The organism is Azospirillum rugosum (genome assembly GCF_017876155.1).
GTDB classification, from domain to species: domain Bacteria; phylum Pseudomonadota; class Alphaproteobacteria; order Azospirillales; family Azospirillaceae; genus Azospirillum; species Azospirillum rugosum.
In genome coordinates, this window is sequence record NZ_JAGINP010000016.1 from 67,774 (window position 1) to 87,610 (window position 19,837).

General features: G+C 70.3%; 18 protein-coding genes. 10 read left to right on the forward strand and 8 right to left on the reverse strand.

Translation table 11 applies throughout. From position 1 onward, the window contains the following. Window positions 1–2: 2 nt before the first annotated feature. The 4 genes from J2851_RS21045 to J2851_RS21060 all read left to right on the forward strand — a co-directional run bounded on the left by J2851_RS21045 (window position 3) and on the right by J2851_RS21060 (window position 3,971). Window positions 3–1,304, forward strand: coding sequence for a TRAP transporter large permease (locus J2851_RS21045; RefSeq protein ID WP_209768658.1), 1,302 nt, complete (start codon window positions 3–5; stop codon window positions 1,302–1,304). 10 nt (window positions 1,305–1,314) lie between these two features. Next, window positions 1,315–2,037, forward strand: a complete 723-nt coding sequence (gene pxpB / locus J2851_RS21050) for a 5-oxoprolinase subunit PxpB (RefSeq protein WP_209768659.1) — start codon at window positions 1,315–1,317, stop codon at window positions 2,035–2,037. After that, window positions 2,034–3,083: a 5-oxoprolinase subunit C family protein gene (locus tag J2851_RS21055; protein ID WP_209768660.1), complete on the forward strand. Its 1,050-nt coding sequence runs from the start codon at window positions 2,034–2,036 to the stop codon at window positions 3,081–3,083. The genes pxpB and J2851_RS21055 overlap by 4 nt, the downstream gene beginning before the upstream one ends. Window positions 3,084–3,191: 108 nt before the next feature. Further along, the gene (locus tag J2851_RS21060; protein ID WP_209768661.1) at window positions 3,192–3,971 is read left to right on the forward strand and encodes a LamB/YcsF family protein; all 780 of its coding nucleotides are present in this window, start codon (window positions 3,192–3,194) and stop codon (window positions 3,969–3,971) included. Between the two features lie 149 nt (window positions 3,972–4,120). Here the strand turns inward: J2851_RS21060 and J2851_RS21065 are convergent, their stop codons facing one another. The 3 genes from J2851_RS21065 to J2851_RS21075 form a co-directional block, all read right to left on the reverse strand. Beyond that, a complete protein-coding gene (locus J2851_RS21065; protein ID WP_209768662.1) occupies window positions 4,121–7,246 on the reverse strand; it encodes an efflux RND transporter permease subunit in 3,126 nt (1,041 codons plus the stop codon). A gap of 4 nt (window positions 7,247–7,250) precedes the next feature. Further along, window positions 7,251–8,387: an efflux RND transporter periplasmic adaptor subunit gene (locus J2851_RS21070; protein WP_209768663.1), complete on the reverse strand. Its 1,137-nt coding sequence runs from the start codon at window positions 8,385–8,387 to the stop codon at window positions 7,251–7,253. A 141-nt stretch (window positions 8,388–8,528) separates the two neighbouring features. Continuing rightward, entirely contained in the window at window positions 8,529–8,906 is a 378-nt protein-coding gene (locus J2851_RS21075; protein ID WP_209768664.1) for a hypothetical protein, read from the reverse strand. A 162-nt stretch (window positions 8,907–9,068) separates the two neighbouring features. Here J2851_RS21075 and J2851_RS21080 point away from each other — a divergent pair, with 162 nt between their 5' ends. Further along, window positions 9,069–9,899, forward strand: coding sequence for a phosphodiesterase (locus J2851_RS21080; RefSeq protein ID WP_209768665.1), 831 nt, complete (start codon window positions 9,069–9,071; stop codon window positions 9,897–9,899). Here the strand turns inward: J2851_RS21080 and J2851_RS21085 are convergent. Further along, window positions 9,857–10,708 carry a glycosyltransferase family 2 protein gene (locus J2851_RS21085; protein ID WP_209768666.1) on the reverse strand — a complete coding sequence of 284 codons (852 nt, stop codon included), beginning with the start codon at window positions 10,706–10,708 and terminating at the stop codon, window positions 9,857–9,859. The two genes, J2851_RS21080 and J2851_RS21085, sit on opposite strands and share 43 nt — an antisense overlap. 264 nt (window positions 10,709–10,972) lie before the next feature. On the opposite strand from J2851_RS21085, the gene J2851_RS21090 reads away from it, so the two are divergent. The 3 genes from J2851_RS21090 to J2851_RS21100 all read left to right on the forward strand — a co-directional run bounded on the left by J2851_RS21090 (window position 10,973) and on the right by J2851_RS21100 (window position 12,317). Further along, window positions 10,973–11,599: an ATP-dependent Clp protease proteolytic subunit gene (locus J2851_RS21090; RefSeq protein ID WP_209768667.1), complete on the forward strand. Its 627-nt coding sequence runs from the start codon at window positions 10,973–10,975 to the stop codon at window positions 11,597–11,599. 122 nt (window positions 11,600–11,721) lie between these two features. Beyond that, window positions 11,722–11,970 carry a hypothetical protein gene (locus J2851_RS21095; RefSeq protein ID WP_209768668.1) on the forward strand — a complete coding sequence of 83 codons (249 nt, stop codon included), beginning with the start codon at window positions 11,722–11,724 and terminating at the stop codon, window positions 11,968–11,970. Further along, window positions 11,967–12,317, forward strand: a complete 351-nt coding sequence (locus J2851_RS21100; protein WP_209768669.1) for a type II toxin-antitoxin system PemK/MazF family toxin — start codon at window positions 11,967–11,969, stop codon at window positions 12,315–12,317. Before J2851_RS21095 ends, J2851_RS21100 begins: the two co-directional genes overlap by 4 nt. A 13-nt stretch (window positions 12,318–12,330) precedes the next feature. Here the strand turns inward: J2851_RS21100 and J2851_RS21105 are convergent, their stop codons facing one another. Both J2851_RS21105 and J2851_RS21110 read right to left on the reverse strand, forming a co-directional pair. Beyond that, window positions 12,331–12,537, reverse strand: coding sequence for a hypothetical protein (locus J2851_RS21105; protein WP_209768670.1), 207 nt, complete (start codon window positions 12,535–12,537; stop codon window positions 12,331–12,333). 41 nt (window positions 12,538–12,578) lie between these two features. Further along, a complete protein-coding gene (locus tag J2851_RS21110; protein ID WP_209768671.1) occupies window positions 12,579–13,202 on the reverse strand; it encodes a hypothetical protein in 624 nt (207 codons plus the stop codon). A gap of 236 nt (window positions 13,203–13,438) precedes the next feature. On the opposite strand from J2851_RS21110, the gene J2851_RS21115 reads away from it, so the two are divergent. Then, window positions 13,439–14,326, forward strand: a complete 888-nt coding sequence (locus J2851_RS21115) for a tetratricopeptide repeat protein (protein WP_209768672.1) — start codon at window positions 13,439–13,441, stop codon at window positions 14,324–14,326. 4 nt (window positions 14,327–14,330) lie between these two features. Here J2851_RS21115 and J2851_RS21120 read toward each other — a convergent pair whose 3' ends face one another. Continuing rightward, the gene (locus tag J2851_RS21120; RefSeq protein ID WP_209768673.1) at window positions 14,331–14,696 is read right to left on the reverse strand and encodes a hypothetical protein; all 366 of its coding nucleotides are present in this window, start codon (window positions 14,694–14,696) and stop codon (window positions 14,331–14,333) included. Next, the gene (locus tag J2851_RS21125) at window positions 14,693–15,940 is read right to left on the reverse strand and encodes a tetratricopeptide repeat protein (protein WP_307420381.1); all 1,248 of its coding nucleotides are present in this window, start codon (window positions 15,938–15,940) and stop codon (window positions 14,693–14,695) included. The genes J2851_RS21120 and J2851_RS21125 overlap by 4 nt, the downstream gene beginning before the upstream one ends. Before the next feature lie 132 nt (window positions 15,941–16,072). On the opposite strand from J2851_RS21125, the gene J2851_RS21130 reads away from it, so the two are divergent. Next, window positions 16,073–19,639 (forward strand): tetratricopeptide repeat protein, encoded by a 3,567-nt coding sequence (locus tag J2851_RS21130; protein ID WP_246500817.1) that lies wholly within the window; start codon window positions 16,073–16,075, stop codon window positions 19,637–19,639. Window positions 19,640–19,837 lie beyond the last annotated feature (198 nt).

The following is a 19,837-nucleotide window of genomic DNA, read 5'->3' on the forward strand; positions in this document are numbered from 1 at the left end:
CCATGGACCAGTCAACCGCCTCCATCATCGTCATGGTGACGATGTTCGTGATGCTGGGCGCCGGCATCTGGGTCGCACTCGCGCTGGCCGGCGTCGGCTTCGTCGCCATGGCCCTGTTCACGTCGCGCCCCATCGGGCTGGTCATGGCGACCAACGTCTGGGGGGCCAGCACCAGCTGGACGCTGACCGCCCTGCCGCTGTTCATCTGGATGGGCGAGATCCTGTTCCGCACGCGCATCTCGTCCGACATGTTCAAGGGCCTAGCCCCCTGGATGGGCTGGCTGCCCGGCCGGCTGATGCACGTGAACATCGTCGGCTGCTCCATCTTCGCCGCCGTCTCCGGCTCGTCGGCCGCGACGGCCGCCACCATCGGGCGCATGACCATCCCGGAGCTGACCCGGCGCGGTTATGACCCGATGATGATCGTGGGATCGCTGGCCGGCGCCGGCACGCTGGGCCTGCTGATCCCCCCGTCAATCATCATGATCGTCTACGGTGTCGCCGCCGACGTCTCCATCGCCCGGCTGTTCATCGCCGGAGTCATCCCCGGCATCCTGCTGACCGGCCTGTTCATGGCCTATGTCGGTGGCTGGTCGCTGTTGAACCCCCGCCGCGTGCCGCCGCCGGAACCGCCGCAGAGCTTTGCGGAGAAGATCCGCGACACCGGGTCGCTGATCCCGGTGATTCTGCTGATCGTCGCCGTGCTCGGCTCCATCTACGTCGGCATCGCGACGCCGACGGAGGCCGCGGGCGTGGGCGTGCTGGGCTCCCTGATCCTGGCGCTGGTGACGGGCACGCTGAGCTGGGCGACCTTCCGCGACAGCGTGCTGGGGGCGGCTCACACCTCCTGCATGATCGGCTTCATCCTGGCGGGGGCGGCCTTCCTGACCGTCGCCATGGGCTACACCGGCATCCCGCGTCTGCTGGCGGAGTGGATCACCTCCATGCAGCTGTCCACCGCGGCGCTGCTGGTCGTGCTGACCATCTTCTTCATCATCATGGGCTGCTTCCTGGACGGCATCTCCATGGTGGTGCTGACCACGTCGGTCATCATGCCGATGGTGCAGAAGGCGGGCATCGACCTGCTGTGGTTCGGCATCTACATCGTGATCGTGGTGGAGATGGCGCAGATCACCCCGCCGGTCGGCTTCAACCTGTTCGTTTTGCAGCCGATGACCGGCAAGGACATCTTCACCATCGGAAAGGCCGCGTTCCCATTCTTTCTCGTCATGGCGCTGATGGTCGCCCTGCTGTGGATCTTCCCGGGGCTGGTGACGTGGCTGCCGTCGAAGATGATCGGGTGAGGAAAGGCTTGTGACTGTGCGTTTCACGACGGCCGGCGACACCGCCTTCAACGTCGAGTTCGGCGAGGGCATCGACCGGCCGACCAACGCCCGCGTCATGGCTCTGCACGCCCGCCTGAAGCGGGCGGCGGTGCCGGGCCTTGTGGAGACGGTGCCGACCTTCCGCTCCCTCCAGGTGGTCTACGACCCGGCGGCGACGTGCCGCCGGGAGGTCCAGGCCGCCGTGGAGGCGCAGATCATTCCCGACGACGAGGCGGCGGCGGAGGGTGCGCTGTGGCGCCTGCCCGTCTGCTACGACCCGGAGCTTGGCCCCGACCTGCTGGAGGTCTCCGCCGCGCTGGGCCTGACGCCGGAGCGGCTGGCCGCGCTGCACGGGGCGGCGGAGTATTTCGTCTACATGCTGGGCTTCATGCCGGGCTTCGGCTACATGGGCGATCTGCCCGCAGAACTGGAACGGCCGCGCCGGACGGAGCCGCGGGTGCGCGTGCCGGCGGGCTCGGTCGCCATGGCCGGGCGGCTGACCACCGTCTACCCGTGGGAGAGTCCCGGCGGCTGGCACCTGATCGGGCACTGCCCGGTGCCCCTTTATGACGGCACCCGCCCCTCCCCCGTCCTGCTGGCCGCCGGCGACCGGGTGCGGTTCGAGGCGGTGGACCGCGCGCGCCACGACGCGCTGGCGGCGGAGGTCGCCGCCGGCCGTTTCGATCCGGAGACGTTGAGGGCTTCGGCATGAGCGCGCCCGAATTGCGTGTGGTCCGGCCCGGCCTGTTCGCCACCATCCAGGATCTCGGCCGCGTTGGCTATCAGGAGCTGGGCATGCCGGTGGCCGGCGCGCTCGACCCCATCGCCCTGCGGCTGGCCAACGCGCTGGTCGGCAACCCGGCGGGAACGGCGGGGGTGGAGATCGCCCTGCTCGGCCCGGCGCTGAAGGTCGAGGCCGAGTCGGTGCGCGTCGCCGTGGTCGGCCCCATGGCCCTGCGGCTGGAGCGCGAGGGCGAGCCGCCCGCAGCGTTGGAGCCGTACCGCACGCACACGCTGGCGCGTGGCGACGTGCTGGCGCTGGGGGCCGTGACCGGCGCGTCGGTCGCCTATCTGGCCGTGGCCGGCGGCTTCGCGCTGGAGCCGTTCCTGGGGAGCCTGTCCACCTACGTGCGGGCCGGCATCGGTCCGCTGGGCGGCAAGCCGCTGGGCGACGGCGCGCGGATTCCACTGGGTCGCAACGCCGCACCGGCCGGGGCCGATGTCGGGTTGCCGGAGCCTCCGGAGTATGGCGGCGGTCCGGTGCGCGTGGTGCTGGGGCCGCAGGACGACCGCTTCACCGCCGCGGCGGTGGAAACCTTCCTGTCCGCCACCTACCGCGTCGGCAAGGACGCCGACCGCATGGGCCTGCGGCTGGAGGGGCCGACGCTGGCGCATAGGGGCACGGCCGACATCCCGTCGGACGGGCTGGTGACCGGGTCGATCCAGGTGCCGGGCAACGGCCAGCCGATCCTGCTGCTGAACGACCACCAGACGGCCGGCGGCTATGCCAAGATCGCCACGGTGATCTCCGCCGACCTGCCCCGCGTCGGCCGCCTGCGGCCGGGCGACCCTCTCAGCTTCCGCGCCGTGAGCGTGGAGGAGGCGGAGGCGATCCGCCGCCGGCAGGAGCAGGCCATCGCGGGCTGGATCCGCGCCATCCGCACGGTGCGTCCGGCCGGCGGCGTGGACCTGGACGCGCTCTATTCGGAAAACCTCGTGTCCGGCGTCGTGGACATGCGCAACGCCGATGATTCGTAGGTTGGGTGGAGGCGTCAGCCGCAACCCAACAGCGTTCGCCGTGCGAGGTCTGTTGGGTTTCGCTGCGCTCCACCCAACCTACGGGGAAAGATTTTTGGGAGGATCCTCATGACCATCACGGTCAACCTGAACGCCGACCTGGGTGAAGGGTACGGCGCCTACGCCATGGGCGACGACGAGTCGATGCTGGGCATCGTCGCGTCGGCCAACGTCGCCTGCGGCTACCACGCGGGCGACCCGCTGGTGATGACGCGCACGGTGAAGAGCGCGCTGGCCATGGGGGTCAGCCTGGGCGCGCATCCGGCCTTCCCCGACCTGCAAGGCTTCGGGCGCCGCCAAATGCGCCTGTCGGCGGCGGAGCTGGAGGCCATGGTCGCCTACCAGATCGGCGCGCTGATGGGCATCGCCGCGACCTGCGGCGGCCGGGTCACCCACGTAAAGCCGCACGGCGCGCTGAGCAACATGGCGGCGGTAGACGAATCCATGTCCATGGCCATCGGCCGCGCCATCAAGGGCGTCGATCCGTCGCTGATCTTCCTGGCCATCGCCGGTTCGGAGATGGCGGAGGCCGGCCGCCGGCTGGGCCTCGCCACCGCGGAGGAGGTGTTCGCCGACCGCGCCTACGACGACAACGGCAACCTCGTCTCGCGCGCCCTGCCCGGCGCGATGATCCACGACCCGGACGTGGCGGCCACCAACGTGCTGCGTATGCTGGAGGAGGGCGTGATCGTGTCTATCACCGGCAAGCGCATTCCCTGCACCGCCCATTCCGTCTGCGTCCACGGCGACGAGCCGAGCGCGGTGGCGATGGCGACGAATTTGCGGAAGACGCTGGAGGCAAAGGGCGTGCGGATCGCGACCCTGCCGGAGATGCGGGAAGGGTTCTAAATTCCCTCTCCCGCCCCGGGAGAGGGTGGCGCCGGAAGGCGCCGGGTGAGGGTGCCGGCGAGGATCAGCGCCTTCTCCGTTGCGCGACCCTCACCCTTCCCGCGCCACCGGCGCGGGCCCCTTCCCTCTCCCGGGGCGGGAGAGCGAGCTTACTCCGCCGGATGCGCTGCCGCGCCGTGCGGCGGGTGGGCGGTGGTGGCGTCCTCCGCGGGGAAGGGCTTCTTCTTGGCGATGTAGCTGTAGACCGTCGGCACGACGAACAGCGTCAGGAAGGTGCCCAGCATCATGCCGCCGACGATCACCGCGCCGATGGCCTGACGGCTCTCGCCGCCGGCGCCTTGGGCGTTGGCGAGCGGGACGGCGCCCAGGACCATGGCGCCGGTGGTCATCAGGATGGGGCGCAGGCGCAGCACGGCCGCCTCCTCCACCGCCTTGCGGATCTCCACCCCCTCGCGCTGGAGCTGGTTGGCGAACTCCACGATCAGGATGCCGTGCTTGGTGATCAGGCCGACCAGCGTGACGAGGCCGATCTGGCTGTACACGTTCATGGTGGCGCCGGTGTAGTGCAGCGCCGCCAGCGCGCCGGTCATCGACAGCGGCACCGTCAACATGATGACGAAAGGGTCGATGAAGCTCTCGAACTGCGCGGCCAGCACCAGGTAGATGAAGGCCAGCGCCAGAACGAAGACGAAGTAGAGGCCGGTCGCCGATTCGCGGAACTCGCGGCTCTGCCCGGCGTAGTCGGTCTGGGCGGTGACGGGGAGGACGCGGTTCGCCGCCTCCTGCAAATAGCCCAGCGCCTCGCCCAGCGAGGTGCCCGGCGCCAGCGTGGCGGTGATGGTGACGGAGCGCAGCTTGTTGAAGTGGTTCAGCTCCTTCGGCGCCACCCGCTCCTCGACACGGACGAGGTTGGCGAGCGAGATCATCGATCCCGCCGTGGTGCCGACGCCGGCCGCCGACGCCATGGGCGGCGTGCCGCGCACGTAGATGGAGGCGATGTCGTCCGGGTTGCGCCGGTCCACGTCCGCGACCTTCACGATCACGTCGTACTGCTTGCCTTCCTTCTTGAAGCGGGTGACCTGCCGGCCGCCGAGCAGCGTTTCCAGCGTGCGGCCCACCGTCTCCACGTCCACGCCCAGGTCGGCCGCCTTGTCGCGGTCGATGGTGATGCGCAGCTCCGGCTTGTTCAGCTTCAGGTCGGTGTCGAGGTTGGTCAGGCCGGGGAACTTGCGCGCCTCCGCCAGCAGGCCGTCCACCATCTTCTGAAGCTCCCCGTAGGGCAGCGAGCTTTGGATGACGAAGTTGACCGGCTTCTCCACAGGGCTCTGCCCCAGGGACGGCGGGTTGGTGACGAAGGCCAGGATGCCGGGGATGCCGAACATCTTCGGGAACAGCTGCGCGGTGATCGCCTGCTGCTTCACGTCGCGCTGGTCCCAGTCGACGAGGCGGACGAAGCTGATGCCCTGGTTCACCACCGGGAAGCCCACCACGACGAAGAACTTCTCCAGCACCGGGATGGTGCGGAAGAGTTCCTCCATGCGCTTGGCGTAGCTCTCGGTGTAGTCGAGGGTGGAGCCTTCCGGCGCAATGGCGATGCCGACGATGGTGCCGCGGTCCTCCACCGGCGCCAGTTCCGACTTCAAGCCGGTGAACAGCGTGTAGCTGAGTCCCGCGACGCCGGCCCCGACCAGCAGCACGAGCGGCCGGGCGCGCAACGACAGGCGCAGCACCGCGCGGTAGCCGCTGGTCAGGCCGTTCAGCAGCCGCTCGATCGCGTTGTAGATGAAATTGTGCTTGGTCTGGTGCTTCAGCAGCTTGGAGCACATCATCGGCGACAGTGTCAGGGCGACGAAGCCCGACACGATCACCGCCCCCGCCAGGGTCAGCGCGAATTCGGAGAAGAGGCGCCCGGTGCGGCCGGTCATGAAGCCGATGGGGGCGTAGACCGCGGCCAGCGTGATGGTCATGGCGATGACCGCGAAGCCGATCTCCTTGGAGCCCTTCAGCGCCGCCTGGAAGGGGGGCATCCCCTCCTCCACGTGGCGGTAGATGTTCTCCAGCATCACGATGGCGTCGTCCACGACGAGGCCGATGGCCAGCACCATGGACAGCAGGGTCAGCGTGTTGACCGAGAAGCCGAAGGCGTACATCAGCGCGAAGGCGCCGATCAGCGACACCGGGATGGTCACCAGCGGCACCAGCGTGGCGCGAAGGCTGCGCAGGAAGACGAAGATGACCAGGACGACCAGAACGATCGCCTCGAAGATCGTGTGGAACACGGCGTCGATCGACCGGGCGATGAAGACGGAGCTGTCGTAGCCGACGTCCACCCCCATGCCCTCCGGCACGGCCGCGCGGATCTTCGGCAGCGCCTCGGTCACCGCCTTCGACACGTCCAGCGGGTTGGCGGTGGACTGCTTCACGACGCCGATGGCGACCGCCGGGCGGCCGTTGAAGCGGGCGCTAACGCGCTCGTCCAGCGCGCCGATCTCCGCGTGGCCGACGTCTTTCAGGCGGACGAGGTAACCGGCCTCGTCGCGCAGGATGATGCGGTCGAACTCCTCCGGCGTGCGCAGGTCGGTCTCCGACACCACGGTGAACTCGCGCGCCTTGCTCTCCACGCGGCCGGCGGGGATCTCCACGTTCTGCTTGCGCAGCGCGTTCTCCACGTCCTGCGGGGTGACGCGGTAGGCGGCCATGCGCTGCGGGTCAAGCCAGAGCCGCATGGCGAAGCGCCGCTCGCCGAAGATGCGCACCTGGGCGACGCCGGGCAGGTTCTGGAGGCGGTCCTTGACGTAGCGGTCGGCGAAGTCGGTCACGTCCAGCGACGAGTGCCGGTCGGAGGAGAAGGCGAGGTAGATGATCGGCTGCGCGTCGGCCTCCACCTTCGCGATGACCGGCTCGTCGATCTCGTTGGGCAGCTGGGCGCGGACGCGGCCGGTGCGGTCGCGCACGTCGCTGGCCGCCACGTCCACGTTGCGGTCCAGGCGGAAGCGGAGCGTGATCTGGCTCTTCTCTGCGCGGCTGATGGAGGACATCACGTCGATGCCCTCGATGCCGGACAGGCTGTCCTCCAGGATCTGGGTGACCTGGGATTCGATGATCTCGGCGGACGCGCCCTTGTAGGTGGTCTCCACCGTGACGACGGGCTCGTCGATCTTCGGGTATTCGCGCACCGACAGGCGCTGGTAGGAGACGAGGCCGATGAGCATGAGCGCGAGGCTCATCACCGTCGCCAGGACCGGCCGGCGGATGGAGATGTCGGAGAGGACCATCGGATCAGCTCCCCGCCGGCTTGGCGTTGATGACCGCGACCGGGGCGCCGTCGCGGATCTTCAGCTGCCCGGCGGTAACGACCATGTCGCCCGGCTTCAAGCCCTCGGCGATCTCCACCTCCGCGTTGCGGCGGCCGCCCAGCGTCACGGGGGCCTGCACGGCCTTGCCGTCCACGACCTTGAAGACGAACTGCTTGTTGCCGAAGGCGACGATCGACTGCTCCAACACCAGGACGGCGTTCGGCTGCGTGTCGATGGTCAGGCTGACGCGCGCGAACAGGCCGGGGCGCAAGCTGCCGTCGGCGTTGGCGACGCGGGCGCGGACCGCCACGGCGCGGCCGTTCACGTCGACCAGCGGGTCGATGGCGATGACCTTGCCCTCGAAGCTGCGGCCGGCGAAGGCGTCCACCGCGACCTGGAGCGTCTGCCCGGCCTTGACCGCGGGCAGGTACAGCTCCGGCACGCGGAAATCGAGCTTCAGGGTGTCGATGGCCTCCAGGTTCACGATGTCCTTGCCGGCGGCCACCACGTCGCCGACCGACACCTTGCGCAGGCCCAGAACGCCGTCGAAGGGGGCGACCAGGGTCATCTTCTCCAGCTGGGCCTTCGCCAGCTGGATCGCAGCCTCGTCGGCCTGGAGCTTGGCCTGCGCCTGCTCCTTGTTGCGGGCGGGGCCGGTCTTCTGCCGGTACAGCTCGTCGGCGCGGTTCAGCTCGGCGCGGGAGAAGGCGATGCTCGCCTGCGCCTGGGCCAGGGTGGCGCGCGCGATGCTGTCGTCCAGGCGGACCAGAACGGCCCCCTTCTTGACGGCCTGCCCTTCCTGGAAGGCGATCTCCGCGATCTTCCCGGCGACCTCCGGCCGGATCACCACCGATTCGTTGGACAGCAGCGAGCCCACCGCGGTCACCGTGCGCGACACCGCGCCGACCCGGACCGGCACGGCCTCCACCGGCATCGGCGGCATGCCGCCGGGGGGAGCACCGGCCGGGGGCTTGCCGGCGGACGCGCCGCCGGGCGAGGGAACGAAGGTTCCGGCCAGCAGCGTGTCGATCGTCCCGCCCTGCTTCACGAAGTACCAGTAGGCGCCACCGCCGAGGGCGACCAGAACCAGAAGGGCGACGATCCGAAGCGTGTGGCGCATGAAAACGGGACCCGGACAAGCCCTTCCGCGCGCGGCGGAGCGGATGGGACGTTTCGTTTCAACCGCGCCGCGATGTGCAGCGGACGGCAAACTGAACTATATCGTTCAGTTCACTTCCGGAGTCGAGAAAGTTGCGCGTCTTTACGCAGTATACAGGCGATTCGGTTCGGAAACCATCTGCCCGCCCTGCATAATCAGCCGTTCCCCCTCGGCGGTGACCAGCATCAGGTCGGCGGGAAGGCCTGGTCCGATGCGGCCGTCGGCCTCCAGAGGGCGGACGCTGCCGCCGTCCAGGCACAGGCCCGGCGCGCAGCAGGGCGACTCGCCGGCCGGCAGGATGGCGCGGATGCGCCCCTGCTCGATGCGGAGGTCGGCGAGCAGGAAGCCGTCCGGCCCGGCGCTGGGAGTTTCGGCGGGACTGTCCGCGGCGAGATGAGCGGCGTCGATTCGCGCGCGCTTCAGCCAGAACTTTCCGTTCGCCAGCAGACGCCCGAGCAGGCAGGTGGTGGAAGTGCCCATACCCCGTCCCGATGCAACACGACCGATCTGTCGAGTATCATAGTCATCGAATTGTAAAGGAAGGTTTGCCGTCCGACGGAATGCTTGCCCGGCGTTGCAAAATCGGCGATGTCGATGGCCGGGCCAATCTATGGCCGAGCCAAACCTTCTGACGGGTGCCCGATGCTGATCGCCCAGATCTCCGACCTGCACGTCGTGGCCCCCGGAAGCACCCCCACCACCGCCTACGACACCAACGCGCGGCTCGCGGCGGCGGTCGCCCACCTGAACGCGCTGGACCCGCGTCCCGACCTGGTGCTGATCACCGGCGACCTGATCAACGGCCCGAAACCCGGCGAGTACGAGGCGCTGGCCGAGATTCTGGCGCCGCTCGCCATCCCCTACCGGGTGCTGGCCGGCAACCACGACGACCGCGACGGGCTGCGGCGGAGCTTCGCCGGCACGGGCTGGATGCCCATGGCCAACGAAGACATTCAGGGCGACTTCATCCAGTACGCGGTGGAGGAGTTTCCCGTCCGCGTCCTGATGCTCGATTCGGTGGTGGCGGGCAGCCCGGTGGGCGCGCTGTGCGAGCGGCGACTCGCCTGGACGGCGGAGCGGCTGGCGGAGCAGCCGGAGCGGCCGACGATCATCGCCCTGCACCACCCGCCCTTCGACACCGGGCTCGCCTTCCTGGACACGCTGCGCTGCGTGGAGGGGGCGGAGGAACTGGGGCGGCTGGTGCGATCGAGCCCGAACGTGCTGGCAGTCCTCAGCGGCCACACCCACCGGCAGACCGCGCTGAACTGGAACGGCGCCTACGGCTATGTGGCGCCGTCGATCGCCTACCAGATCGCGCTGGACCTGACGCCGGAGCCGCCCTACCGCTGGACGGAGGAGCCGTCGGCCCTGGCGCTGCACCTGTACCGGCCGGGCGCCGGGCTGATCACGCACCTGAGCCCGATCGGCGGCTACCCGGCCAAGGACTTCTCCCGCAAGGCCAGGAATTCCTGAAAGTTCGCGCAGCGGCCGCCCCGGTGCGCGGCCTCGTAGGCGGCGTTCAGGGCCCGCTTGGCCTCCAGAGCGGCGGCGAAGCGGCGGCGCAACATCTCGTCTTGGATGCGCAGCCCGTCGCCCTCCAGCCGGGCGAGCACATGGCGGTAGCAGCGCTCCGCCCGGTCGCCGCTGTCGGCGGAGAAGGTGATGGAGCCCTCGCGCTGCCGGTACTCGTAGAGAGGCTGGCCGACGAGCGGCAGCGGGCCGACGCGGTCGATGACCTGGACGTTGAAGACCACGTCGTCGCAGAAGTTGACATCCTCCTCCCAGCCGGGGACGAGGTCGCGGCGCACCACCGGGAACATCGGCACGGAGGTCGCCAGGAATCCGTCGGCGTCGAGTTCGCCCACCCCCTCGGTCGGTGGGAAGAGGGTGGAGAGCGGCGCGCCGTCGCGGTCGCGCACCACGGCCACATTGTCCACCGCGGCACCATGCCGCAGCGCCAGCGGCGCCAGCCGGGCGAGCCGGCCGGGCAGGAAGCGGTCGTCGGCGTCGAGCGGCGCCACCAGCGGCTTCGACGCGGCGCGGAGCCCGGCGTTGCGGGCCGCCGGGGCGCCGGCGCCGATCCGGCCGGTGCTGGTGAAGACCAGCCGCGGGCCGCTGAGGCCGGCCGCCTCCAGCGTGGCGCGGTAGTCGGTGCCGTCGTCGCTGACCACCACCGCTTCCCAGTCGGCCCAGCCCTGGTCCAGCAGGCTGGAAACGGCGCGCGCGATCGTGTCGTGCGCCCGGTGGGCCGCGATGATGACCGAGACTCCGCCCCCGTCCATATCTCGAACTCCTCTTACCGCCCGGCAGTGTGCCGAGCGCGGGGCCGGAGGCGCAAGTCCGAAGCGGGGCCTATGCCGATCTCCGGGGGGCCACCCCAACGGCAACTGGGCGGGATTTGGCGTCGCGGCCCGTTGAACATTGACCCCATACGGGCTATGTGGAGAGCCGAGAGGCGCGATGCGGCTCACATCCGATGGCCTGATAAAGGCACGACAGCCGAAGCCCCCCGATAGACTATGCCGACGTCAGGGAGATCAAAAACGATGGCGCACGACGGATACACCCGCTTCGACGACGAACCCGAGCAGGAGCCGGACGAGAAGTCGAAGGAAAGCGCCCAGCCGCCCTTCGCGGCCGTGCAGTCGAACCTGTTCAAGGCGCGCACGGTCCTGATCTTCGGCCAGATCGACATGAAGCTGGCGCAGGCGGTTTCCGCCCAGCTGCTGGCTTTGGCGCATGAGAGCAACGACGACATCACGGTGGTGGTGAACTCCCCCGGCGGCCACGTCGAGGCGGGCGACACCATCCACGACATGATCCGCTTCGTGAAGCCGCGCGTGAAGATGCTCGGCACCGGCTGGGTCGCCAGTGCTGGCTGCCACATCTTCCTGGCCGCGAAGAAGGAAGACCGCTTCTGCCTGCCCAACACCCGCTTCCTGATCCACCAGCCGCTGGGCGGCACGGGCGGACGCGCGACGGACATCGCCATCGAGGCGAAGGAAATCATCCGCATGCGCGAGCGCCTGAACCGGATCATCGCGCGTGAGACGGGCCAGCCCTACGAGAAGGTCGCGAAGGACACCGACCGGAACTTCTGGATGCAGGCCGAGGAGGCCCGCGAATATGGCATCGTCAGCCACATCATCGACACCTTCGATGAGCTGAAGTAACCGGCGCCATCCGGAACACGCGAAAGCCCCTCCCAACAGGGAGGGGTTTTTTTTGGTGGATGCACGATTGCTTGAGTGTAGTGCGCAAGCGCACTACAATGTCGAGACACAGGAGGAGTGACATGGCTCATCCCGTTTCCGTCCGCCTGGACGATGACGTCCAGTCCACTCTTGAAACCGCCGCCAAGCAGCGTGGCATCGGACTATCGACCTACCTGCGTGAACTTGCATCCGCAGAAGCGAAGCGCGTCCGAAGAGAGCGCATCCGGGAGCAGAGTCGCGCCGTCGGGCGCCATGCCGCCTCTTCCCAGGATGCGCAAAGCTTCTATGAGGACTGGGGCATGCCAAGCCCCCTTAGCGACGCACAATGAACTTAGAAGCCGGGCAAATCGTCCTGGTGGACTGGCGCGACGCGCTGCCCAAGGAGCCGAACAAACTGCGCCCCGCCATTGTGGTCGAGGACAGCGATCTGTTCGACCCGTCCTATCCAAACGTCATCCTGGTGCCGCTCACCACGGAACCACAGATAGCGATTGAAGACCTATCGGTGACAATCGTGCCGTCCGTCGAGAACGGGTGCAGCAAGCCGAGCTTTGCGCTGGCCCATCATGTGACCACGACGTCGAAACACAGGATCAAGCCCACATCGTCGCGCGTCACCAACGACCAACTTTCCGAAATCCGGATGCTGATCGGCATTTCCGTCGGACTTGGCTAAAGGTCCCGCCGATTCACACCACGATGTTCAGGTTCTGGCCGCGCGTCGCGGTGACGTTGCCGCCGGCGCTGCTGCCTGCGGGCTGGAGCAGGCTGGTGACGGCCTGTTGCTGCTGCTGGGCCGACTGGTTCAGCGTCTTCATGCCGAAATCGGCTTGGCCCTGCGCCTGACGCAGGCCGATGGCCGCGCCCATGGATGAGGAGGTGACGTCGAGTGCCATGGGTCAGCGCCCTTCAAGAATCCTGAACCGGATCGTCCGGATCAGATGACCACGTTGACGCGCGCGCTGCCGGAGCCTGACGAGGTTCCCGACGGTGCGGCGGCGTGCGTGGTTGCGGGCGTGGAATGTACCACGGTCGGCGGGTAACCGGAAGTGGTGTGCGTCTCCACGCCGGCGCCGCGGTGCGGACTGGTCCCCGGCCCGGTCCCTTGCCCGGTCCCCTGCCCGGCCCGCTGGCCCGTGGCGAGGTCGCTGGACGCGCTTCCCTGCCCCGGCTGCCGGGCTTGGCCATCGTCCGAGCCGCCCACGAGCAACTGCAGGGACGATCGGCCGTCCTTCCGGTCCTTCTGCGCTTCCCGGTACTGCTTCAGCGCCGCCTCGGTCGGGATCTGCTCGACGGTCGCACCGTCGGCCGGATTGCGGAACAGGAGGACGAGGCGCGACGCGTCCTGGTCGAAACGGACGGCGACCCGCGGGTAACGCCCGAGGATCGGCAGATCCTCTCCGGACTTTCCGGTATCGACCTTGACCGCCGACGTGTCCCCGGCGGCGTCGGCCGCGGACGGAGTCCCGGTGTCGGCCCCCTTCCCAACGGCAATGCCGTTGCGGGCCGCCATGACGGGCAACGGCGCCTGGGCCGTTGCGGTGGCGAGGGCCACGTTCATGACAGGAACACCGGTCTATGGACACGATCAGCTTCTGATATTGCATCCAATGCCGAGCATTGTAAAGGGTTTGTTCATTATTATACGGTCTACGACGAAGGTCGGAGTCACCCAGGCTGTCAAGCGCCCGGCCGGTTCGCATTCGGGTAGGTTCGGCAAGGCCTTCCAATCTTTTTTACAGCCCGACAAGCGCGCCCACGCTTGCGGATCGCGGACGGCGCCCTTAAGCCTTCGCCATGGCTACGATCGCGGAAGCGCTGGCGCTTGCCCTGGACCACCACCTCGCCGGCCGGCTGGCCGAAGCGCAGGAACTCTACCACCGCATCCTGGACGCCGAGCCGGACCAGCCCGACGCCCTGCATTTCCTGGGCGTGCTGGCGGGCCAGGTGGGGGAGCACGCGCTTGGCCTGCAGCTGATCGGCCGCGCGCTGGCCCAACGGCCGGACGCCGCGGACATGCACGCCAACATCGCCAACATCTGGCGGGCCGCCGCAAGGCCGGCGGAGGCCGTGGCGTCGTACCGGCGCGCCATCGCCCTGCAACCCGACTTCGCCGAAGCCTGGACGGACCTGGGCAACGCCCTGCACCACAGCGGCGACACCCCCCGCGCCATCGCGGCGCTGGAACGCGCCGTGGCCGCCGCACCGGCCCTGGACGTGGCGCGCGAACGGCTGGGCGCCCTGCTGCACGAGCGCGGCCGGCTGCTGGTGGAGGCCGGGATGGGCGTGGAATCCCTGCCCGCCCTGGCCCGCGCGGCGGCGCTGATGCCGCTGGACGCCGACGTCGCCTTCCTGCACGGCAACGCGCTGTTCGCGCTGGGCCTGCGCGAGGACTCGCTGGCCGCCTACCGCAACGCGCTGGCGATCACCCCGGATTTCCCGTCGGCGGCCTTCAACCTGGGCATCGCGCTGGGCACGGTGGACCGCCTGCCGGAGTCCGCCGCGGCACTGGAGCGCGCCGCCCGCCTGAATCCGCGCCACACCGAGGCGATCGACCGGCTGGTCGTGGCGCTGGCCCTGCTCGGGCGGGAGGAGGCGGCGGCTGCCTGGGGCGAACAGGCGCTGGCGCTGAAGGACGGGACGGCGCGCCACCGCCGGCACGGCCTGCCCTTTCCCAACTCTTGAAACATCAACCCCTGAACAGGCCGGAGTAGGCCAGCGCCGCGATGAGGACGCTGACCAGCAGCGTCACGATCGACGCCAGGAACCAGCGCAGGGTCTTGGCGTATTCGGCCTCGTCGTCGTCGGAGAGTTGCAGCGACCGCCACAGGCAGACCATCTGGAACAGGATCGACACCGCGAGGATGACGGCCGCGATGACGGACGGCACCGTCCAGGCCCCTTCCGCCTCGAAGCTCCAGAAGCGCAGGAAGACGAGCGAGAAGCCGAGGATCACCGTCACAGCGGTGATGATGCCCTGCCGGTAACCCGGCGGCAGTTCCTTGCGCGCCGGCTTGGCGGCCGGTTTGGCAGGAGAATCGGGCGTGCCGGTCATGCGTCCGCCCCCCGCACCGCGACCACGACCAGCCCGTCGACCGGTTCGCCGCTTTCGAAACGCAGCGTGTCGCGGGACAGGCGGGCCATGGACAGCCCGGCGGCGTCGAGGCACCCGCGGACGTAGCCTTCGGCGTGGGCGTAGCGGCCGTGCGGGCTGACGCGGTGGGGCTGCGCCGCGTCCAGCCGCTCCACCGTGAAGGCGAGCCGGCCGCCGGGGCGCAGCGCCGCCGCCGCCTGCGCCAGGACCGTGTCGAGCGCGCCGAAGTAGCACAGCACGTCGGCGGCCACGATCAGGTCGAAGGCGCCGGGGTGGGCGGACAGGAAGGCGCCCAGCTCCGCCTCCGCCAGTTCGTCGTACAGGCCGCGCGCGCGGGCGTGGTCCAGCATGCCCGGCGACAGGTCCACCCCGACCAGCCGGCGCGCCCAGGGCCGCAGGAGCGGCGCGCAGAGCCCGGTGCCGCAGCCGGCGTCGAGCATCGCGAGAGACGTGTCGGCCGGCGCCCCCTCCTTCTCCAGGGCGTCGGCCAGCAGCGCGGGCGCGCGGTAGCCGAGTTCGGCCAGCTTGCTCTCGAACTCCCCGGCGAAATGGTCGAACACCTGCCGGACATAGGCGTCCGACGCCCGGTCGTCGGGGACGAATCCGGCAAGCGCCGCGCCGATGTGGCGCGCCACGGGGTGGTCCGGATGGTCGCGCAGCCACAGCCGGGCGAACCGCGCGGCCTCCTCATCGCGCCCGTCCTCGTGCAGCAGGTAGAGGGCGCCGGACAGGTTGTCGTGCGCCTCGTCCCAGTCCGGCCGCAGCGCCAGCGCCCGCCGGTAGGCGTCCGCGGAGTCGGTCAGCCGGTCCTGCTCGCGCAGCAGGTTGGCGAGGTTGTTGAAGGCTTCGGCATAGTCCGGCCGCATCGCCAGGGCGCGGCGGAAGGACCGCTCGGCCGGCCCCGCCTCGCCCACCGCCTTCAGGGCCGAGGCGAGGTTGTAGTGGACCAGCGGGTGGTCGAGCCCGCAGGCCAGCGCCTCCCGGTAGGCCGCCACCGCCTCCGCAACCCGGCCCAGGGCGCGCAGCACGTTGCCAAGGTTGTTGTGCGCCTCCGCCAGCCGCGGATCGAGGGCGAGCGCGCGGCGGTAGACGGCCTCCGCCTCCGCGGGGAGGCCCTGTTCGGCCAGCGCGTTGGCCTCCGCGAAGAGGCGCTGGGCCTTGGCGGCGAAGCCGCCCAGGCGGAACGGAGTGCTCGGTTCGGTCACGGACAGCCTCCCGGCAGCGGTGCGGCAACAACAGCTTCTTTACCTGGATCGGCGGATCATGGCACTCCCTTCCGCAAGCCCTGGCCCAGGCCCATAAGGGGCGAGGCGGGACCGGCAACGGACGATAAGGCGATGACCATGGACCAGCGCGCGAAACACGGCACGGCGGCCGACATCGCCGCGGCGCTCGGCCGCGCGGTCGGGCACCATCAGGCCGGCCGCCTGCGCGAGGCGGAGCGCGACTACCGCGCCGTGCTGACCGCCGACCCGCAGCATCCCGACGCGCTGCACCTGCTGGGCGTGCTGGCGTTGCAGGTCAACCAGCCGGCGGCGGCGGCGGAGCTGATCGGACGGGCCATCGGGCACGACGGCGGGGTGGCCGACTACCACGACAACCTCGGCAGCGCGCTGGCCGCCCTGAACCGCCATGCGGAGGCGGCGGACGCCCACCGCCAGGCGATCGCGCTGGCCCCCGGGTCGGCGCAGCCGCGCTACAACCTCGGCAACGCGCTTCAGGCGCAGGACCTGCCGGGACTGGCGACGCTGGCCTTCACCGCGGCGGTCGAGCTGCGGCCGGACTACGCCAAGGCCTGGTACAATCTGGGCAACGTGCTGCGCGCCCAGCACCGCACCGCCGACGCGGTGCGGGCGCTGCAACGGGCGGTGCGGCTAGCCCCGGCCATGGTCGAGGCGCACAACAACCTGAGCGACGCGCTGACCGCCAGCGGCCGGCTGGACGAGGCGCTGGCCCAGACGCGCTTCGTGCTGCGCCAGCGGCCCGACGACGCCAAGGCGCACTACAACCTGGGCGCCGTGCTCCAGAAGAAGCAGGCGTATGAGAGCGCGGAGATCGCCTACCGCGAGGCGCTGAAGCGCGCGCCCGACCATCTGATGGCCCTGAACAACCTGGGCTCCGTGCTGCAGAAGCTCGGCCGGCTGGAGCAGGCCGAGCAGTGCTTCCGCGAGGTGCTGCGGCGCCAGCCCCATTTCGTGGAGGCCATCTACAACCTGGGCAACGCCTTGCAGGCGCAAGGCAGGCTCGACAAGGCCGAGGCCTGCTACGAGGAGGCGCTGGCCCACAAGCCGGACCTCGCCACGGCCAGCTACAACCTCGCCCTGCTGGCGCTGCTGCACGGGCAGGTCGGGCGCGGCTGGCAGGGCTATGGGACGCGCTTCGCCGCCGGCCAGGTGGTGCCCGACCGGCGCATCGACGCGCCGCTGTGGCAGGGCGAGGGGCTGCGGGGCCAGCGCCTGCTGGTCTGGCGGGAGCAGGGCGTGGGCGACGAGATCCTGTTCGCCTCCTGCTACGCCGAGGTCATCGCCTTCAGCGGCGGGCGCGTGACGATCGAGACGGACCGCCGGCTGGTCGGCCTGTTCGCCCGCTCCTTCCCGCGCGCCACGGTGCGCGCCCAGACCATCGACGCCGACGGGCGGGAAACCATCGTCCCGCCGGATTTCGACCGGCACATCCCGGCCGGGTCCCTGCCGCGGCTTCTGCGCTCGACGCTGGCCGGCTTCGACCAGCCCGGCCCCTGGCTGGTGCCCGACTCGGCGCGGGTCGCGCTGTGGCGGGAGCGGGTGGCGGCGCTGGGGCCGGGGCTGAAGGTCGGCATCGGCTGGCGCAGCCAGCTGATCACGCCGGAGCGCAAGGCGGCCTACACGACGCTGGACCAGTGGGGTCCGCTGTTCGCGCTGCCCGGGGTCACCTTCGTGAACCTCCAGTACGACGACTGCGCGGCGGAGATCGCGGCGGCGGAAACGCGCTTCGGCGTGCGCATCCACCGCTGGGCCGACCTGGACCTGAAGGACGACTTCGAGGGTGCCGCTGCGCTGACCGCCAACCTCGACCTCGTCATCACGCCGGCCATGTCAGCGGGCGAGCTGGCCGGTGCGCTGGGGGTTCCGACCTGGCGCTTCGGGCACCGGGACTGGACGCAGCTCGGCACGGACGCGCGCCCCTGGTTCACCAGCATGCGGGTGTTCCAGCCACGCCCCGGCGAGACGTTCGACGGGGTGATCGCCCGCATGGCCGCCGCGCTGGCGGGGCTGGCCCGGACGGCCGCCGTTCCGGTTCCTCAGCCTGTGCCGCAGCCCTCCCCGCCCTCCACTGAGGAGCGGTTGACCCAGGCGATCCGGCTGCATCGCGCGGGCCGGCTGGACGAGGCCATGGAGTCCTACCGCGGCGTCCTCGACGCGCAGCCGGACCACGGCGACGCGCTGCACCTCCTCGGCCTCGCGGCGCACCAGTCCGGCCGGCACGCGGATGCGGAGGCCCGCATCGCCGCGGCCCTGCGGCTGGACCCGGAGTTCCCGGCGGCCTGGAACCATCTGGGGCTGGTCCATCAGGCGCTGGACCATCCGGGGCGCGCGCAGGCCTGCTTCGCCCGCGCCATCGCGCTGCGCCCCGATTTCCCGGAGGCGCTGACCCACCTGGGCCTGGGGCTGCACCGGGCGCCCACCGTCGCGGCGGCCAAGCGCTGGCACCGGCGCTCCATCGCGCTGGCCCCGGAGAACCCGGCCGCCCACACCAACCTGGGCCATGCCTGCGAGGTGGCGGGGTCCTTCGCCGAGGCCGCCGGCCATTACCGAAGGGCTCTGACCCTGCGCCCGGACTCCGTGGACACGCTGAACAACCTCGGCACCATGGCGAAGGCGGAGGGGCGCGACGCGGACTCCCTGCGGCACATCCGGCGCGCGGTGCGGCTCGACCCCGCGCAGCCGCTGGCGGCCTGGAACTTCAGCCTGCTGGCGCTGGCGGAGGGGGACCTGGGAGCGGGCTGGGCCGGCTTTGAGCGGCGCTTTTCCGCCCGGCAGCTCCAGCGGGCGCGGCGCATCGCCCTGCCGTGGTGGCGCGGCGAGGACCTCGCCGGGCGGCGCCTGCTGGTCTGGCCGGAGCAGGGGCTGGGCGACGAGGTGCTGTTCGCCTCCTGCTTCGAGGATCTGCGCGGCTGCTGCGATACGGGCGGCGGCGCGGTGGTGATCGAGTGCGATCCCCGGCTGGTCCCCCTGTTCGCCCGCGCCTTCCCCTGGGCGGAGGTGCGCACGGAGTCCGGCGACAGCTCCGGCCGGGAGTCCATCGATCCGCCGGACTGCGACCTGCAAATCGCGGCGGGGTCCCTCCCCGCCCTGCTGCGCCGCCGGCTGGACCGCTTCCCCGCCCGCCGGGCTTTCCTGAGCCCGGACCCGGAGCGCGCCGCGCTGTGGCGCCGCCGCGTGGACGCCCTCGGCCCGGGGTTGAAGGTCGGCATCAGCTGGCGCAGCCAGATCGTCACGGCCCAGCGCGAGAGCGCCTACACCGCCCTTGAGGACTGGCGGCCGGTGCTCGACCTGCCCGGCGTGCAGGCCGTGAACCTGCAATACGGCGACTGCGCCGCCGAGCTGGCCGCCTTCGAGCGGGACGGCTGCCGGCGCCTGCACCGCTGGGACGACCTGGACCTGAAGAACGACCTGGAGGGGCTGGCCGCGCTTATGGGCGCGCTCGACCTCGTCCTGCTGCCGGCGACCGCGGCGGGCGAGTTGGCGGGCGCGCTGGGCGTGCCGGTGTGGCGCGTCGGGGGCCTCGACTGGACGCAGCTCGGCAGCGGGGCGCGCCCCTGGTTCCCGACCCAGCGCCTGTTCCAGCCCCGTTCGGGCGAGGGGCTCGGCGACGTGGTCCGGCGCATCGCCGCTGTGCTGGGCGGCATGGTGCGGACGGCATAGACGCGCAACAAAGCTCTGCCGAAAGGCAAAGACCCGCAACGAACGGCAAGGCGGAGCCCTATGCGGCGAATTGTCCTATCCCCCATCGTTCGGGGCGGTCATCCCCCGTCTTTGGTGTACTAGGACAAAAGTTTAGGGTTGTTTGGCGGCTCGGATGGGTGAACACTATGGTTTCCGGCCTGCCGGACTTGGCAGGAG

What these genes read in the sequence shown, in the direction of transcription:
- J2851_RS21065 (WP_209768662.1), bottom strand. Translation starts at nt 7,246, where the DNA reads ATGGTCCTCTCCGACATCTCCATCCGCCGGCCGGTCCTGGCGACGGTG.
- J2851_RS21105 (WP_209768670.1), bottom strand. Translation starts at nt 12,537, where the DNA reads ATGGCACTCGACGTCACCTCCTCATCCATGGGCGCGGCCATCGGCCTG.
- J2851_RS21110 (WP_209768671.1), bottom strand. Translation starts at nt 13,202, where the DNA reads ATGAACGTGGCCCTCGCCACCGCAACGGCCCAGGCGCCGTTGCCCGTC.
- J2851_RS21085 (WP_209768666.1), bottom strand. Translation starts at nt 10,708, where the DNA reads ATGGACGGGGGCGGAGTCTCGGTCATCATCGCGGCCCACCGGGCGCAC.
- J2851_RS21115 (WP_209768672.1), top strand. Translation starts at nt 13,439, where the DNA reads ATGGCTACGATCGCGGAAGCGCTGGCGCTTGCCCTGGACCACCACCTC.
- J2851_RS21080 (WP_209768665.1), top strand. Translation starts at nt 9,069, where the DNA reads ATGCTGATCGCCCAGATCTCCGACCTGCACGTCGTGGCCCCCGGAAGC.
- J2851_RS21075 (WP_209768664.1), bottom strand. Translation starts at nt 8,906, where the DNA reads ATGGGCACTTCCACCACCTGCCTGCTCGGGCGTCTGCTGGCGAACGGA.
- J2851_RS21090 (WP_209768667.1), top strand. Translation starts at nt 10,973, where the DNA reads ATGGCGCACGACGGATACACCCGCTTCGACGACGAACCCGAGCAGGAG.
- J2851_RS21070 (WP_209768663.1), bottom strand. Translation starts at nt 8,387, where the DNA reads ATGCGCCACACGCTTCGGATCGTCGCCCTTCTGGTTCTGGTCGCCCTC.
- J2851_RS21100 (WP_209768669.1), top strand. Translation starts at nt 11,967, where the DNA reads ATGAACTTAGAAGCCGGGCAAATCGTCCTGGTGGACTGGCGCGACGCG.
- J2851_RS21130 (WP_246500817.1), top strand. Translation starts at nt 16,073, where the DNA reads ATGACCATGGACCAGCGCGCGAAACACGGCACGGCGGCCGACATCGCC.
- J2851_RS21095 (WP_209768668.1), top strand. Translation starts at nt 11,722, where the DNA reads ATGGCTCATCCCGTTTCCGTCCGCCTGGACGATGACGTCCAGTCCACT.
- J2851_RS21045 (WP_209768658.1), top strand. Translation starts at nt 3, where the DNA reads ATGGACCAGTCAACCGCCTCCATCATCGTCATGGTGACGATGTTCGTG.
- J2851_RS21060 (WP_209768661.1), top strand. Translation starts at nt 3,192, where the DNA reads ATGACCATCACGGTCAACCTGAACGCCGACCTGGGTGAAGGGTACGGC.
- J2851_RS21055 (WP_209768660.1), top strand. Translation starts at nt 2,034, where the DNA reads ATGAGCGCGCCCGAATTGCGTGTGGTCCGGCCCGGCCTGTTCGCCACC.
- J2851_RS21120 (WP_209768673.1), bottom strand. Translation starts at nt 14,696, where the DNA reads ATGACCGGCACGCCCGATTCTCCTGCCAAACCGGCCGCCAAGCCGGCG.